The following is a 16,980-nucleotide window of genomic DNA, read 5'->3' as shown; positions in this document are numbered from 1 at the left end:
TTTTAAAAAAGTAAACAGATTTTATGGTTTCCGGCAGCGGATAAAACTTCTTGCGGTTGGCTAATATATCGCCCTGTAATATATATCTTCTATCGCATTAAGGATGGAGCCGCCTATTATTCTTTGAAAAAACGGTTTTTTTATGCTCATATAAACGGTTCTAGATGGATCGACATTAACCTCTTTACAAAGGTCTTCAAGGGCTTTATCGAAGTCCGATATTTCATCGATTAATTTGTTTGCAAGGGATTTTTTGGATGAAAATAGCTCACCCGTTGCAAGTTTTAAAATATCCTCCTGAGGAATTTTTCTCCCGCCCGACACTATTTCAATGAAGCGCGTATAAATATCCTCCTGAAGTTCGTCAATGCTCGCTCTTTCCTCGTCCGAATATTTTCTTGTAAAAAGCCACATATCCTTGTGTTTTCCCTTTTTTATCACTTCATAACCAATACCTAACTTTTCCAGTATATCTTTTAACACAGGCTTCATACTTATAACGCCGATGGAACCTATAATAGCCGAGGAAGGGGCGTACAGTCTTTCTAAAGCGCAGGCAATCATATAACCGCCCGAAGCAGAAACTTCAAGATAGCCGTAAAGCTTTTTGCCCTTTTCTTGAAGCCTTTTAATTGCGAAATATAAAAGCTCCGAATGTATGGCGCTGCCGCCGGGGCTGTCTATTATAAATATTATTCCTTTTATGGATTTAATCTTTTCTATCTTTTTAAAAATATTAATATAAGGCGATACGCTTTGCGATGTAATAGCGCCTGAATAGCGGATTACCGCCACCTTATTCCGTTTAAATATAGACATAATTCTAAACCTCGTTAAAGATTTTTGATGCAAAGTGCATTATATTATATCATAATTTTTCCGAACCATGACACTTTACCTGACGCTTTTCAAAAACAAGCCGATAAGCGCAATAAGTATGCCCACAATGGAACCTACTAATGCTCCGTTTATCCTTATATATTGCAAATCATTTCCGATTTTGGATTCTATTTGACCGACCAATTTTTTATGGTCCAAACTTTCTAAATACCTTTTTACTAGTTTTCCGATTATGGAATGGTTAAGCTTCATTGCATAGACGGTATTTCTCCTAAAAAAACTATTTATCTCGCCGCTTTTCTCTGAAATCTCATCCCGAATTAAGCTTATTCCGTAATCAAATTTTTCTTTAAATAAATTTTTATTAAGTATGTATGACTTATTATTTTCTATTATTGCCTTAACTGTGTTCAAGCCTGCCGTCATAAGCCCATTTTTGATTGGTTCGTTAAATTGGCTCATAATATTATTTCCATCGGACTTTATAAAACTTAACAGCCGGTTTTTAATAAATCTCTTTCCTGATGCCTTATCTAAATAACTTAAGAGATAATCTCTTAAGTTATCGGAATTTTTATGAATAATCGTTTCAATATTATTTAATACTTGATGCTTAACCTCTTCATCCAGGTTGTCCAAAATACTTAAGGCATAATCCTTTATATTCAATCTTATATCATTTAAGGGATCATTTCTTATTTCATTAATAAAATTCTTTATTTTTGCTATAATTTCATTCGATAAAAGTTCCACATCCAAAACATTCGTCTCCCGTGCAACAAATATAAAAATCTTTTTTATAACCGAATCGTCTTTATATTTTTCAATCACTTCCCTTATCTGCTTTTTCAAAGAGGATTCGTTTTTGTCTATGGTTATATTTGCAAAATCACACAAATTTATTATGGCGTTATCAAAATTATCATTTATTAATCTTTTTCCTGAAATTTTTATCGAATTCATTATTTCCAAAGATGACAATTCTATAATCTTTTTTGTGATGTCCTTCGTTTCATATTTGGCTGCATAATTTTTAATATAACCCGCTAATATGCCGTAAGTTTTATCGAAATCACCGCCTTTCACAAATAATGTTATACCGTTCACAATCCTTTCCGATAAATTTTCATCTAAAGCCTCACCGATTTTGCCGTTTACAAATTTATTAAATTTATCGGTTTTCACATATTTTAAAAATTTAATAAGATATTTCCGTGAATAAAATCTTATTTTTTTGTTATATTTATCTTTTTCTATGATTTTTATAATAATGCCATAAAAATCTATTTTATTTATCTCCGCGCCAAGAAAATTTTTTCCGAGCCATGTATCGTTAACCATATTGCTTACCGTATTTATAAGCCTTTCCTTGTTGTTTTCGATAATATTGGTATGAGGAATGCGAAGATTAAACGGATGCTTAAAAAGGGCGGTAACCGCAAACCAGTCCGCAATCCCGCCAATCAACGCAGCCTCCGATGCCCTTTGAAGTATATATATCCAGATACTTGATATATTGATTAAAAAAGTGCCGATAAAAAGAAAAAACGCAATTAAAAGAAAAAGATTTGCAAAAGCTTTATTGCCGTATTTCATAATGCCCCTTTAGCAAACAAAACGGCGGGAACCGTTTTCAAAAGAATTATAAAATCAAGTTTCAACGACCAGTTATCGATGTATTTTAAGTCCAGCTCAACCCTGTCGTTAAAACTTAGCTCGCTTCTTCCGCTAATCTGCCAGAGACAGGTGATTCCGGGCTTCATAGAAATTCTCCGCCTCTGCTTTATCGAATATTTTTTAACCTCGTCGGGCATCGGCGGGCGGGGACCGACAAGGCTCATATCGCCCCGTAATACATTATAAAATTGGGGGAGTTCATCAAGGCTGGTTTTTCGTAAAAACCAGCCTATCTTTGTAAGCCTCGGGTCATTTTTAATCTTAATCTCTATTCCGTCCCTGCTATACTTTTTTATAAGCTCTTCCCTCAGTTCATCGCTTCCCGCATACATCGTTCTAAACTTATAAAATGTAAACAGCCTTCCGTTTTTACCGACCCTTTTGCTCTTATATAACACCTTGCCGTCAGATGTTAGTTTAATTAAAACTGCTATAATGACGGCTGGTATAAAAAATATTGTTACGGCAATAATCGAACCGGCGATATCTAATACCCTTTTTGCAAAAAGCCGTATATCGTCCTCCGGAGACGTGTAAAAGGAAATAATGGGAAAGCCGCCTAATTTTTCAAAGGAAACCTTAGAATTTTTAAATGGAATAAAATTGGTTAATATTTTAACCGTTATCCCCTTTTCCTCTAAGAAAAGTATCGTATCCTTAATACCGCTTAATTCATTGCCCTTAATGTCAAATATAACCTCATCTATCGGATTATTTAAAACAAAATCCCCCAGCTCATTTAAATCCCCCTTGTTTATTTCTTTGACCAATTTTATCCCGAGGTACTCCTGCGATGCAATCGTTTCTTTAACATCGGCATTAAAATTACTGCCATCGCCGCTTACAAGAAGAATATTTCTAATGGAATAACCGCGCCTTTTTAGGCCTTTTGCAAGTTTCCTTCCTATGTAATCCGCCAAAACAAGCGATAAAAATGAATAAACCGCAAAATATCCTATAAAAAGCCTTGAAATATATGTTATCTTAAACATAAATAAAATTGCGTAAATTAAAAATATCGCTATAACCGTTATCTCTAAAAGCTTTACGGCATCGGATTTAAAATTCTTAATATTTAAGTTCAAATACATTCCAAAGGCAAAAAGGAGTAGATATAAAATAATACAGGTAGGGATCAAAAGCCAGATATAATCCGTTATACCATATAACTTATAACCGATAATTAAAGGACTTATCGTATCATAAGTTATAAATGCAAGGAAAAAACTTCCGCACACAAAGATAACGGATAAAACATAAAGATATTGCGCAAGGATTTTACTTCTATGAGATAACATCGTTTTGGTTTTGAAAATCTTTTGATTTTGGTATTACCCCAGGCATTAAATTTACTGCCGCAAATAAAGCTAAGAAAAAAAGCCAGAGGTTGGCAAGCTGGTCGTTAGACATATTGGAAACCCCCGCAAAAGAACCGTAAAAAACAATACTTACTCCCAGGGTCAATGCGGCTATTTTTCGTTTAAATTCGTCATCCGTACTCCTGAAAAGTTTAACCGGCTGCTTTAATGCAAGAAAAAAAAGCCACATCAATGCCAGAAAGCTAAACAACCCTGTTTCGGCTAAGGTTTGCATATAGCCGTTTTCGGGCCAGTTATCATACAGGTCGTAAATTTTTTCTCCCGTCTCAGGGTTATAATACCATGGGAAATGAACCCCTTTATGCTCGTCAAAATATTTTGAGAACGCCCCGACTCCTACACCTGTTAAAGGAAATCTTTTAAAAACAGCCCATGCGGATTTTATTAGAGCAAGATGGCTTTCTATATCTCCGTGATTTTTTAATTCCATTTTATAAATTTTTGGATTAAACATCGCCAGCATTCTGCTTTTAAATGTTTTTGAAACGGAAAACATTCCGATATTTAACACTAAAAGCAAAACCAAAGCTGCCCAAAAAAGTCTTTTCGACCTTAAATACATCAGAACAAAAACGGCCGGTATAATCCCTATCCATGCGGATCTTGCCTTAGAAAATACTATATCGAAAAATCCTGCCGCCGATATTAATATCCAGAACAAAAAAGCACATGTCCTTTTGTTTTGTTTTTTAAAATTTATCAAATAATATGCCATTATAACAACTAAACCATAGGAAACCTGAACCGGAAAGCCTGTCCAGTTGCCTATAAGCCCCGTTAATCTGTTTGGCGAATGAATAGCGTTTATAAAAATTCCCTGAAAAAAACCGTAAATTATAGCAATGCTTATTGAAAATGTAAATGTATAAACCATAAAATTTATTCTTTTTTTTGCGTTCAATAAAGTTGCCGCCGCAAAAAAGAACAGGACAAAATAAATTATTTCGCCGCCTTCGTTAATGCTGTCTTTCATGCTGTATGTCCATAAAAAAGAAGCCGCGCAGATACCCGTATAAACCAGAATAGGTATATTAAAACCTGTTTTAGGAATAGAAGCATCCCGCTTTGCAATTTTATATGCGATGAAGAAAACAATAGCTGTAACCATGCCGAACAGGGCAAATCCGTCTTTAATAGGTATGAAAAGGGCAAATAAAAATATTCCGAAAAGCGCCGCCTTTTCAAAGAAGCCGGCTAAATCCGGTCGTTTTACGGCTATTGCGATTAAAATAATGCATGATACGGCTATTACGGCTATTTTAATAAATAACAGGATGTTCAAGCCAAAAACCTCAATTTAATTTCCTCCCAAATCCCGATTTAGAAACTATTTTATGATATTATAATATAAATTTTCATAAATTTTGGCTGAATTATCCCATCCAAAATGCTTATTTGCAGAATTAATAACCAGATTACCCCATATTTCGTCATTATTACTCATGTAAATATTATACAACTCATTAAGCGCCCATGAAACACCGTTTGCGTCCAAATGTTTAATGAAAATGCCGGACGGTTTCCCTGCATTTGTATCCATTATATCCGAAACCGTATCGTGAAGCCCGCCGGTATCTCCCGCTGCAATGACGCCGCCATATCTCATAGCTATCATTTGGGACAATCCGCACGGCTCGAATTTTGACGGCATAACAAAAATATCCGATGCGGCGTATATTTTATGGGATAAGGCTTCATCATATTTGCCTATATGGGAATAAACCTTATCTCTGTATATTTCCGACAGATATAATGCCTTCCCCTCGATGTAATCTTTGCCGCTCCCCAATATGATAACCTGAAACGGAAAATTATCCCAATTAAAAAGCGAATCTAAAAATATATCTATCCCTTTTTCCTCGGTAAACCTGCTTACAATACCCAAAAGAGGCAAGGGCTTGCCGTTCCTGCCTATTTTTAGCGGCAGCGAAACTTCCGAAAATAATGCCTTTTTATTTTTAAGTTTAAACTCTTTCCACTCCTTGTAATCTTTCGGCTTATAATTATTTTCCTGTAAATTCAAATTGTGCGGTATAAGATTATCGGTTTTCGGATTCCAGTAATCTAAGTCTATTCCGTTAAGTATTCCCTTTAATTTACCGTCGTTATAAAGATTTTTCAACTCTCCGTCAAGCCCGAAACCGAAAACAGGGGTCGTGATCTCGTTTGCGTATGTGGGGCTGACGGTTGTGACAAAATCGCTAAGAAGCATCCCTCCTTTCAAACTGTTTAAGGTTCCAAAATGTTCATAAGCGGAAGAAGAATTATATCTAAAATCTATTCCAATATCGTAAAAATCGTCGATGCCGTAAACCCCCTGATACCCGAGGTTATGGATGGTAAAAATTACGGCAGGCCTCAAACCGTCCGCGCTTATATGTTTGCTTAACTTTGCATTTAATATGCCTGCGCCCGCAAACCGGACTTTTTTATCGCCGAATGTCTGTCTTATAACGGCGGGAACAAAACCGCCGGACCAATCATGCGTGTGAATTATAAGCGGAATCCCAAAAATCCTCATTGCATAAGCCGCACCATGGGCAAGCATGGCAAACCGCCACAAATTGTCCTTATAACCCTGAATTCCGCCATGGGAACCGTAAACTTCTTCGCGATTAAAAAAATGATTCTGCTCTATCAATATCAAGGGTATCCCCCCGTTTGTAATTCCGGTTTTAATTCCAAATTCAAAAGGAATTTCTCCAAAATTAACCCTGCCGGCAGGATAGCTTTCTTTAATTTCTATAAGATTTTGCGGGATTAAATTTTTATAATACGGGATAACGACCCTTACATTTATATCCGCTTTTAACAGCACGCCCGGAAGACTGCCCATTACATCGCCTAAACCGCCGGCCTTAACCAAGGGCGCCATTTCCGCTCCCACAAACCATATTTCGTTATTAAATTGTCCCATGTTTCCCGCCTTATCCTTCTTATGCCCGCCATTCCCGCGAAGGCGGGAAAGTTCCAAAGGAACTTCACGAGTGCCGTAAGGCACGAGAGCGAAGCGATAATCCAGCATTTATAATATGTTCAAACAATTACAATAGTTTCTGACAGTGATTTGAAATTATATAATTGTTATTGCCGTTCGTCTTTTGTCTGCAAAAGACGAGCGGCAATTAGGTATTGTTCTTTTTAATCTTTTCTATATCTAATATTATTATACTCCGAAAAACCTCTTCCATAACTAAATTAAAACTATATTTAATCTCTATGCCCTGAAAAATCCTTTCAAATCCGCTTTCCGACAAAGAAATTGTGGTTATAGGGCTGAAAACAAAATCATATTTTTTAGAGAATTTGCCGCCTGCCTGCTGTTTGATAATAATATTCCCGCCCCAAAAAGAATCGCTGATATAAACAGCGCTGTCAACGCCTGCGCTTAATTCTTTTTTGAAATAATCGCTTAAACCTTTTATATCCCCGAAGGTTGTAATATTCACTGCAGGTCCGTTTCCGCCGGGAAGCGTAAGCCTTATAATTATATCTAAATTTCCGCTTGCCATGGATTTAGAATCAATGAAAAAGCCGATAGATTTACCTATTTCTATCTTTAAACTTGTGAAAATCTCATCATCATTTTTATAATTATCATCGTTAAGATTATTATTAAGAAAGCCTGAAGTTTTAATTGTAATGGATTTTTTATCTTTATTCTTTTTAACCGACCCGCCCTTAAAGTAAATCTGCCTGTCGTTAAATTTAATTTCAAATGCCGGCAATAAATCTGGGTATATTATTAAATCCTTTTCCGACAAATCCGAAGGGTATTTTACATCTTTGTGGATTGTTTGCGGAGGATTTTCATTATTTTCTTTATTATTATCTAAGTTCTTGCCGTCTTTTTTAAAATTATTTTCTTTTAATTTCATAATATCATACTCGTTATGAAGACAAAAAACATCGCTTAGAGAATGAATTAAGCCCTTACCTAAATAATCTAACGCCAAAAAAGAGCCTGCAGACGGCTTATATATGATAAGCCAGCAATTATTGGAAAGCTGGATTTCTTTTTCCCCGTCCATATCAAAATCATACATTTCTATTTCCATACCTTCTTTAACCTTCTCCTTATACAGCAAATAAGATGTGATAAGGGCTTTATGAACAGCCCTTCTAAGGTGGGGAAGATAAATCCCGCCAAAAACGCCGTGCCAGTACGCATCGTTAGCCTGAGACTTTAGAAGCTCGTTTAAAGCCTCTTTAAGGTTTTTACGGTATGTTTTAATTGCATAATTGATTTTATAGCTTAAATTCAGCATTCTTTTGTGAAGTAAATTTGCTTCGGGATACCTTGTTAAAAAATTATGCCATATACCTCCGCCTAACGGCGCCAAAGGATTTTCCGACTTTATAATTTCATAATTATGCCTCTTTTCTACGGGCAGTGTCCACTCCCCCATTTCCCTGTAACTCGAAATAGGCAAATATACAGGGACCCTTTTGGATGTATTATTTAAAATACTTGAAGGAAGCTCAAATTTTAGCGGCAAATGACTATTATTTGCCAGTTTTATAAAATTATCGAGCCATCCCTCTTTGCCGTCTTTGCCGTAAACCCATTCATGAGTATCGGGCCATCCCCCCATTTTTTCGCCGTCGTCAAACATCACGGAAAGGTTTGAAATCCTGCCGTTTAAATATAAAACCTCGTTTAATGACTCGTCCGGGTTTGCGAAGGGGAGTTTGTATCTCAGTCTTTCATGTATAGGAAATATATCCAGATATGCCCCGTCATATTCCGTCCTGAAAATACTATCTATATCGTTAGGAGATATACCTGCCTGAAAAAATTGAAAATCATCCAAAAAGGCATAACTTAAACCAACTTCTTTTAAATCCTTAATTATGTCAGGCTGCCATATTCTTTCCGTAATCCACGCCCCTTGCGGATATTTCCCGAAAAGCCTGAATAGGCTTTCGCTCAACATTTCAAGCTGGGCTATCCTGTCCTTTTGCGGCACCATTGCAAGTATCGGTTCATAATAGCCGCCGCCCATTAATTCGATTTGATCGGATTTGACCGCTTTTGCAATTAGGCTTAATAATTCAGGGTCATTTTCCCCCAACCACTCAAGTAATACCCCCGAGGCATGAAAACAAAACTTTACATTATATTTTAAAAGGGTTCTGATAAGCGGACTGTACGATTTTTTGTGAATCTCTTGAAAAACGAAATCAAAATTTCCTTCGGGTTGATGGCAGTGAAAACCTAAAATAAAATTAACCATGGCGAATTTTCACTTATGCCCCCTTTGCATTGCTCCGCCCATTTCCGCAATAGTTTTTTCTGTGGAAGCTAAAGAACGGAAAAGGTTGTTTGGCACGGGCTTGTCCATTGTTATATAAAGATTTTTTAAAAAATTCCTGAAAATTTTCTCCATAGAGTATTGAGAAAAAAGAGGGCTATCCTTCCCAAGCCACCAAAACCAATCCGACCCTTCTGCCGCCATAAGCAGTCTTAATGCCGAATTAATCCTTTTTTTGATTATTTTGTTGTTGCTATTTTCCTCGTTATCCATTAAGCCATTAACCCAGTTTAAGAATTCTTCCTTTGCATTGCAGAGCAAAACCCATGCCTTATTTTTCTGCTCTTCCCCGACCCACATACCCAGATTGCCATTTACCCATGAGCCTGGATATATATAGTCAAGTCTAATGCAGTTATCCGCATCGTAATTTTTATAAATATCGTCTATAAATAACGGATTTATTTTAATTGACGAGGAAATTAACGAATATAAATCATTTAAGAAATAAAACCCGTTTTCGTGATAATATTCCCAAGCGTTTTCGCCGTCTAATATAATAGCGACAACAGCCTCTTTATCAAAATCATCTATAGAATTCAGTTTACCCACAAGATTGTTTGCCGCATCGTCCCCCCTCCAGTTAGCATAAGTAAATCCTATTAAATCGGAAAGTCCGGAGTCTCTAAAAATTATTTTAAGATTCGTATTTTTCCATTTGTAAACCTTATAGAGGGGTATAACATTTCTGCCGTGGGTTGAAGCCGGCTTGCGTACATCTATTCCCATGGACATGGAAAGAAGTTCTTCTCCGCTTGCGCAAATATCTATGCCGTACTCATTAAAAAGGTCAAGCGATTGCGAAGACAGCGCCCCTTCGGACGGCCATAACGCCTTGATATCCTTGCCAGACTCGGCCCAGTAATCATTTAGTATATCGAGGTGTTTTTTGGCGCTGTCAAGGCCTTCGGGATATTCAGGAATGTTGACGGGTTCATAGTTTATATCGGTCATTTGAGCGGAAATGGCTCCTCCATGAATATCGATAAGGAGGGGAATAATCGGATGATAATTTGGGGAAAGCGTCACGAAATACTCGCCCGCCCTTTTTTTATTTAATTCGTTCAGTTTATCTTTTTCGATAAAATTTGGATATTTGGGGGGCAGGGTTGGATTTTTTCCACCTTTAACCGCCGGAAATCCATATAAAGATACGCCGTAATTCATCCATTCTGCCAGTCTTTTAAGAAGTAAACGCCTGTCGTCGATAGTAAAATTATGCCCTTTCTTAAAAAAATAATTGATCACGGGGTCATATCTTTTCATCCATTCCCCGCACCAGGCAAGATGAAACCAGACGCACAAATCGAAATAGTAAGAATCGTTGAGATAAAAAACATTGAAAGCTGACGATGTTATATCAAAAAGCGTTTTATAATGTTCAAACCGCTTCACCATTCTTTCATAATTTGCCCATTTATAATGCACTATCATCCATGATTTTGTTTTATCATCCAATTTTTGAAGAAGAAGCGGTCTTAAAAAAGGGTCGGGTATTATTTGAACGGCTTTAACCGCATCTATCTCGTTCAAGGCCTTTTTTAATAAATAATTATAATCCTGCCATTCGTCTATTAAAACCGGGGTAATATTTATATTAGCCTTCATGCCCGGGTTTGCCATTATATTTAAAGGCATATCGATATAATCTTTTATGGCATGGAGGTAAACCCATGGAAGCATAAATTCGCCGTTTAAGTCCCTGTAATCAGGCTGATGCATATGCCACCACAGAACTAAATCCATTTAATTTATATTCTCCCCGTAAAAATGCGTTAACAAATACTTTTGCCGTATAGAGCCTTAGCATTTATCCATGGAAATATATTGTCTTTACCCGCTATATCCTTAAACCATTTTTCATCATACGGTTCTTTGCCGACGGACATTAAAATACACCTTCTGGCTCTTGCCAGGTGCGCCTTAACCCGCCTTTCCGCATAACTTACCGCCTGCCCGGTCGTAAGCAAAAACGGCCAATCGCTGGACTGGGCTAAAAGAAGTTCTCTTGCCGCCTGATTAATTACCTCCTGATATTTTACATCATCATATCTGTTTGCGCAAATATCGATTAATTCCATAACTAAATCCGTCAAAAAAGGCTGTATGATGTCGTTTTTTCCATTAAGCCACACTTCTGCATACCCGCCGCCGCCCCATGAGGATGTCGCAGGCTCCGCGACCCAAATATTATTCCTATCATAAACATTGGCGGCAAACTCCGAAAAACTTTCATTTTCATTGTCTCCGTCCTTTTCACTTTTGCGGATATATTTTACCGTCTCATTGTATCTGCGTAATGAAGTTTCCGCGACCTCCTTTGCCGTAACCCCTTTTATAAAATTATTTTCATGCATTCTTCTAAACACGGATTCAAACCACCACGGTCCTTCAAACCACCAGTGCCCAAAGAGTTCGGCGTCATACATAGAAACGATAAGCGGTTCATCGATAAACTCCTTAAGATAATTTGATTGAAGTTCCCTGTGATAGACAAACTGAGCGCCGTGTTCATAAGCCTTTCTTTTTGCGGCTGAAGGCCTATAAGCCTCTTTATATGTTCCGCTTCCGGTAATGGCATAATATTTAAGCCCCGTAAAAGTCTTAATGCCGCCATGCCTTAAAGGGGTCAGATGCGGCAGGTCTAAATCAAATCCGACATCCCTATAAAACTCGCGATAAACGGGAGTACCCGGGTACCCCTCTTTTGAAGACCACACTTGCCTTGAGCTTTCAGGATCCCTGCCGAACATTACGACATTAAACGGAGAGATAATAGGAGAAAAACAGCCGTTAGGCGGTTCAGGCTCGGCTAATTCGATTCCGTGCTGGTCAAGAAATGTGTATTTTAAACCATGCCGCTCAAGAATCGCATCGAACCCGCCGGTATAGCCGCACTCCGGAAGCCATATGCCCGTCGGGGTTATTCCTAAAATATTTTTATGCGTTTCTATCCCAACCTCGATTTGGGCGGTTATGGCCTCAGGTTCCCCCACCATAGACATAAGAAATCCATGGGTGGCGGCAGAGGTTATAATATCTAAATGCCCTTTTGCATAGTGACTTAAAAACCCATTTATAAGGTATTTCCCGCCGCCGTTTTTTATTCTTTCGTACCAATTTTTATACCTTTGCCTGTAAAAAAGGGTAACAGGGTGAAAATCGGGGTCGCCTTCCGTTCTGAACGCCTCTTCATCCAAAACCTTTAAACGAAGTCTGACATACTCCCCCAGCCGTTCGGAAAGCAAATCGTCATTCATCATACTCAAAAGTGTCGGCGTCAAAGACATTGTGAGACAATAATCCACATTGTCTCTTTCAAGATTTTCAAAAACCTCCAATAAAGGGAGATATGTTTCGGTAACCGCTTCGAAATACCACTCCTCTTCCAAATATTTCGGACTTTCCGGATGCCTGACAAACGGTAAGTGAAAATGCAGGACGGGAATCCATTTTCCTGTTTTATTGTTCATATGTAAAATTATTACCTTACTTATTTTCCTGCGCCCGAAACAAAAAAGCCTGCCCCCGAACCGCCGGATAAATTAACCGGAAGATGCCTGCCTCCGGGGATACTTTCCGTTGCGCCTATTAAGGCGACCCCTTTAGGAATTCTTTTTTTGGAATTTATTTTCGGCAGCCTTTTAAATAAGCAGGCAGGCGGCCAGATAGGACTTCTCGCTATAAATATAAATTCCCCTTTTTCTAATATATATCCGATCTCCACCCATGTCTTAGCTAATTCATAATCATCGGGAAAAATAATGTACCTGCTTCCAAATTGATTATCTAACAGTTCATACCAAAGCATTTTATCATCGACATAAACTCTTAGAATAGGTCTCGCAGAATTTGTTCCCGGTTTATCCCTTAATCTCCAAACAACCTGCCTGACGCTCGGTTTTTGAAAATAAATCCTTACCCAGCTATTTTGCCTTATCTCCTCAGGCTCGCCATTCTCAAGCACAGGAAGGCTTTCTGACGGGCTTAATAAGCTCCAATTCAAAGAGATTAAGCTTACCTGTTCGCGGGTACCGGCGGAAGTATTGGCTTCGCTAACTTCTACCGCTCCGGCTGCCTGTTCTTCGGGGGCTTCAAATGCCCTGAAAGCCTCGGCAGGCTCATTTTCTTTTACTGCTTTACCGCGGATGGCTTTTTTATTAACGATTTTTTTAGGTTTGGCTTTTTCCCCCGGTGTTTTAAGCGCCTTTTCCTCTTTTATCTTAAACGCCTTTTTCAGGGCGGGCTTTGCAGGTTTTTTCTCTCTGACTCTAATTTTTAATTCCGGTTTAACAAAAATGGTTTCCGCAAGTTCGTTAATTTCTTTTGCGCCGCCTGCGACGGTTAACCCCTTTTTTATAGCCCTATGCTCAATAAAATTATAATTAAATATCTCGAAATCAAACAATTTTAATTTGTAATTTTCTTTCAGAGCGCCTTTTTTGGCATCTATCAAACTATAATTTATGACATTTATTCCAAAATTTTCTTCCAATCTCTCAAAAAATATATTTGCAAAATCGATAAGTTTTTTATCGCTTAATTCTATTTTTTCTGAAAAAAGGATATGCCCTTTAAATACGGGATTAAAAGACTGCGGAAGCTTTCTTTTTTGAAACCGGATATTTTCATCTAAGGCCTTTACTTCTAATTTTTTAATTAAATTATTTTTCTTTTTCTCGTCGGGAATTTTAACATAGATTATCTTTTTTATTTCGGCTTTATTTAACAAATCCCGATTAAACACAAGAGTAACCTTCAAGCTATTTTTATTTTCCATTTGCCTGTAAACCCCGCATCCCGTTAGATAAAACAGGACCTTAAGCATTACGCCTTATTATTTCTTTTTTACCGCATCTGCTTTAAGTATATCTCGAAAATATATTTTTTCAAGGATAACAAAAATATTTTTATTTATCTTTGTCTTTATTTCTCTCCACCAATAACTGAACGGCTTTTAAATAGCTCTTTTTAAGCCTGTTAAATGATTTGGCAAGAGCGCCTATTTCGTCGTTTCCTCTGGCTTTAAAATCCTCGTTTGACTTGCCGACCGAAACATCCTCCGCCAATTTCGCCATATCGTGTATCGGATTTATAATAACTTTGTCTATAAATAAAAGCGCTATTAAGAATGCCAAAAACGGCAGGACAAAGATTGCGACGCCTATTATAATAGAATCGTTAACAGCGGCCTGGTCTATGTATTTTGTAGGAACCCAAACACTCAGAGCCCCTATGACCGTCCCAACCTTCCAGTGCCAGCCGTGCGTATCTCCGTATTTTTTAACAATGGCCTGGGTTATAGGAGAATTATTTTCGGGATTGCCGTGGCAAACCATGCATCCCTGTTTTGCCACAACGGGCTTCATCACATAAAAGTAAGATAAACCGTTAAATGTGTGATAACCGCTTACCGATTTTAAAAAAGGGCTGGATTTAAACCTGTCTATGATTTTTTCCTGAAATGAATTTGCCTTATTTTTTAAATTTAAAGGGTTAAGCGTCGGCTCAGAATATGTATAATGAGGCAGAAACTTTTTAATCAATTTTGCAACGCCGAGGGCTAAAAATGTGGCTGATTCGGCCTGAATAACAAATTTGTCGGTTGCTTTCATAACCGCGGGTCTTAAACTGCCGGAATCGTAATCTCTTGCCGCCTTTTCCGCAAAAAGAACCATTTTTGCTTCATGCATCAGCTCGTTTTTCTTAAATTGCTGAATATAATAAAAAGCGCCCACGGCAACGGTTAAGTTTGCAGCGAACCCGACAATTAACATAATTACGGTAAATTTCTTTTTCAAAGAAAGATTTTTAAACATAAGACCTCCCCTAACCCTGTTTTTTTATTTTTTTTCTTTATTTCTATCCGCCAATAACTGAACGGCTTTTAAATAGCTCTTTTTAAGCCTGTTAAATGATTTAGCAAGGGCGCCTATTTCGTCGTTTCCTTTAACTTTAAAATCTTCGTTGGATTTGCCTACCGAAACATCCTCCGCCAATTTGGTCATCTCGTGTATCGGCTTAATGATAGCCTTATTAATAAAATAGATTGCGATTATAAAAGCTAAAATAAATAGGATAAGGAAAGCCGTCGTTATTATGATAGCATTGTGCAATGCAATATTTGCCCTGTGTTTAGTCGGAACTAAGATGCTTAAGACTCCGGCCGCCGTTCCAACCTTCCAGTGCCAGCCGTGCGTATCCCCGTATCTTTTTACTACCGCCGCGGTTATAGGCGAAGGGTTTGACGGATTTCCGTGGCAAACCATGCAGCTTTTCTTGACGATAACCGGCTCCATTAAATAAAAATATGATTTCCCGTTAAAAACATGAAAGCCGCTGACTGATTTTAAAGACGGATTAGATTTAAATTTACCTATAACGCTAATCTCGAACGGATTTGCTTTATCTCTTAAGTTCAACGGACTCAACGCGGGTTCCGAATAAATGAAGGGGGGCACGAATTCCCTCATTAATTTTCCTACATGCATGGCAACGGATGTCCCCGAATAAGCGTGTATATAAAAATCGTTATTTTCGCTTATTATTTTTTGCAGTTTTGCATTTCTGCCTATATCGTCGGCATCATAGGGTATGTTATTAAAATTATTATTTCTATTTATCGCCTCCGGCCTTAATTTTTGAGAAACATAATATCTGGTGGAATTTTCAAAATTTAATATTATGTGTGCTTCATGGATAAGAACTTTCCTGCCGAAATAATGAAATAAACTTAAAGTCCAGATCAGGCTGGCAAGAATTGCCGCGAATCCGACAATCGCCATAATCAGGGTAAATTTAGTTTTTAAAGAAAGATTTTTGAACATAAGACCTCCTTACTCCCCATTTTTTATTTTTTTAAAAATTCAAATTAAAATTACTTGAAATCTTTAGGAAATTATTCGAAAAAAATATTGTCTATCAGCCTTACTCCTTTAAATTTTGCGGCGGCGAGCAGAATATCGCCGGAATCAACGGTTCGTTTTTCAGTATTTAACCCTTGGTCCATAATTTTTATATAATCTATTTTAAATCCACTTTTAATCAATTCTTTTATGGCTGAAACGGTCAGCTTTTCTCCCGATATTTCGCCCGCCTTAAATAAATCTGTTGTTTTTTTTAACGACCCGTAAAAATTGCAGGCAATTTTTTTATCCTTTTCATCGAGATACGCGTTTCTTGAACTCATTGCAAGTCCGCACTTTTCCCTTACGGTAGGAACAGGGATTACCCTTACATCCAGAAAATAATCTTCAACCATTTTCTTTATTAAAATATATTGCTGGTAATCTTTCAGTCCGAAAAAAGCAAAATCCGGATTTATTATACAAAATAGTTTCATCACTATCGTAAGGACGCCCTGAAAATGGGTTGGCCTGAAAACGCCCTCAAGCCTGTTCGCATATTCGGGGTTAATTAAAAATGTCGCCGTATTTTTGATTATATCTGCCTGCGGATGAAAAAGATAACCGATATTTAAATCTTTTAATATTTTAACATCATTCTCGAAATCTCTCGGATAATTCTCAAAATCTTCATCATGACCAAACTGTGCAGGGTTGACAAAAATCGAAACGATAACTTCGCCGTATTTTTTGCCTTCTTCTATAAGCTTTAGATGTCCGTCATGAAGCTTACCCATCGTAGGAATGAAAGAAATCTGCCTCGATGATTCCTTTAAATCCTTTGAAATTTTTTTCATTTCGGCAATACTCGTTATAATGTTCATCGCAAGTTTAATTTTATAATATAATTTAATCAAATATTCA

12 protein-coding genes are annotated in these 16,980 nt (G+C 37.4%); all 12 read right to left on the bottom strand.

Going from position 1 to position 16,980, the window contains the following annotated elements; genetic code table 11:
* Nucleotides 1-60: 60 nt before the first annotated feature.
* Complete coding sequence (sppA, locus tag EVJ47_06790; protein RZD14367.1) at nucleotides 61-819, bottom strand: signal peptide peptidase SppA; 759 nt, start codon at nucleotides 817-819, stop codon at nucleotides 61-63.
* A 75-nt stretch (nucleotides 820-894) separates the two neighbouring features.
* Entirely contained in the window at nucleotides 895-2,436 is a 1,542-nt protein-coding gene (locus EVJ47_06785) for a DUF445 domain-containing protein (GenBank protein ID RZD14366.1), read from the bottom strand.
* Nucleotides 2,433-3,815, bottom strand: a complete 1,383-nt coding sequence (locus EVJ47_06780; GenBank protein ID RZD14365.1) for a sugar transferase — start codon at nucleotides 3,813-3,815, stop codon at nucleotides 2,433-2,435. The genes EVJ47_06785 and EVJ47_06780 overlap by 4 nt, the downstream gene beginning before the upstream one ends.
* A complete protein-coding gene (locus tag EVJ47_06775) occupies nucleotides 3,802-5,178 on the bottom strand; it encodes a hypothetical protein (GenBank protein RZD14364.1) in 1,377 nt (458 codons plus the stop codon). Before EVJ47_06775 ends, EVJ47_06780 begins: the two co-directional genes overlap by 14 nt.
* Before the next feature lie 45 nt (nucleotides 5,179-5,223).
* On the bottom strand, nucleotides 5,224-6,921 hold the full coding sequence (locus EVJ47_06770) for a glycogen synthase (GenBank protein ID RZD14363.1): 1,698 nt from the start codon (nucleotides 6,919-6,921) through the stop codon (nucleotides 5,224-5,226).
* Nucleotides 6,922-7,021: 100 nt separating this feature from the next.
* Nucleotides 7,022-9,133 carry a DUF1925 domain-containing protein gene (locus EVJ47_06765; protein ID RZD14362.1) on the bottom strand — a complete coding sequence of 704 codons (2,112 nt, stop codon included), beginning with the start codon at nucleotides 9,131-9,133 and terminating at the stop codon, nucleotides 7,022-7,024.
* A gap of 9 nt (nucleotides 9,134-9,142) precedes the next feature.
* Nucleotides 9,143-10,957, bottom strand: coding sequence for a hypothetical protein (locus EVJ47_06760; protein RZD14361.1), 1,815 nt, complete (start codon nucleotides 10,955-10,957; stop codon nucleotides 9,143-9,145).
* Nucleotides 10,958-10,986: 29 nt separating this feature from the next.
* Complete coding sequence (locus EVJ47_06755) at nucleotides 10,987-12,684, bottom strand: DUF1957 domain-containing protein (GenBank protein RZD14360.1); 1,698 nt, start codon at nucleotides 12,682-12,684, stop codon at nucleotides 10,987-10,989.
* Between the two features lie 20 nt (nucleotides 12,685-12,704).
* Nucleotides 12,705-13,991: a hypothetical protein gene (locus EVJ47_06750; GenBank protein ID RZD14359.1), complete on the bottom strand. Its 1,287-nt coding sequence runs from the start codon at nucleotides 13,989-13,991 to the stop codon at nucleotides 12,705-12,707.
* A 130-nt stretch (nucleotides 13,992-14,121) separates the two neighbouring features.
* Nucleotides 14,122-15,030 (bottom strand): DUF3365 domain-containing protein, encoded by a 909-nt coding sequence (locus EVJ47_06745; GenBank protein ID RZD14358.1) that lies wholly within the window; start codon nucleotides 15,028-15,030, stop codon nucleotides 14,122-14,124.
* Between the two features lie 24 nt (nucleotides 15,031-15,054).
* A complete protein-coding gene (locus tag EVJ47_06740; protein ID RZD14357.1) occupies nucleotides 15,055-16,038 on the bottom strand; it encodes a DUF3365 domain-containing protein in 984 nt (327 codons plus the stop codon).
* A gap of 71 nt (nucleotides 16,039-16,109) precedes the next feature.
* Nucleotides 16,110-16,973, bottom strand: coding sequence for a pantoate--beta-alanine ligase (locus tag EVJ47_06735; protein ID RZD14356.1), 864 nt, complete (start codon nucleotides 16,971-16,973; stop codon nucleotides 16,110-16,112).
* Between the last annotated feature and the right edge of the window lie 7 nt (nucleotides 16,974-16,980).

Source organism: Candidatus Acidulodesulfobacterium ferriphilum, from assembly GCA_004195035.1.
GTDB classification, from domain to species: Bacteria; SZUA-79; SZUA-79; order Acidulodesulfobacterales; family Acidulodesulfobacteraceae; genus Acidulodesulfobacterium; species Acidulodesulfobacterium ferriphilum.
Note: the sequence above shows the minus strand (reverse complement) of the source record. Positions and strands in the feature narration are given on the sequence as shown.

What these genes read in the sequence shown, in the direction of transcription:
- sppA (RZD14367.1), bottom strand. Translation starts at nt 819, where the DNA reads ATGTCTATATTTAAACGGAATAAGGTGGCGGTAATCCGCTATTCAGGC.
- EVJ47_06785 (RZD14366.1), bottom strand. Translation starts at nt 2,436, where the DNA reads ATGAAATACGGCAATAAAGCTTTTGCAAATCTTTTTCTTTTAATTGCG.
- EVJ47_06780 (RZD14365.1), bottom strand. Translation starts at nt 3,815, where the DNA reads ATGTTATCTCATAGAAGTAAAATCCTTGCGCAATATCTTTATGTTTTA.
- EVJ47_06770 (RZD14363.1), bottom strand. Translation starts at nt 6,921, where the DNA reads ATGCTGGATTATCGCTTCGCTCTCGTGCCTTACGGCACTCGTGAAGTT.
- EVJ47_06765 (RZD14362.1), bottom strand. Translation starts at nt 9,133, where the DNA reads ATGGTTAATTTTATTTTAGGTTTTCACTGCCATCAACCCGAAGGAAAT.
- EVJ47_06760 (RZD14361.1), bottom strand. Translation starts at nt 10,957, where the DNA reads ATGGATTTAGTTCTGTGGTGGCATATGCATCAGCCTGATTACAGGGAC.
- EVJ47_06755 (RZD14360.1), bottom strand. Translation starts at nt 12,684, where the DNA reads ATGAACAATAAAACAGGAAAATGGATTCCCGTCCTGCATTTTCACTTA.
- EVJ47_06750 (RZD14359.1), bottom strand. Translation starts at nt 13,991, where the DNA reads ATGGAAAATAAAAATAGCTTGAAGGTTACTCTTGTGTTTAATCGGGAT.
- EVJ47_06745 (RZD14358.1), bottom strand. Translation starts at nt 15,030, where the DNA reads ATGTTTAAAAATCTTTCTTTGAAAAAGAAATTTACCGTAATTATGTTA.
- EVJ47_06740 (RZD14357.1), bottom strand. Translation starts at nt 16,038, where the DNA reads ATGTTCAAAAATCTTTCTTTAAAAACTAAATTTACCCTGATTATGGCG.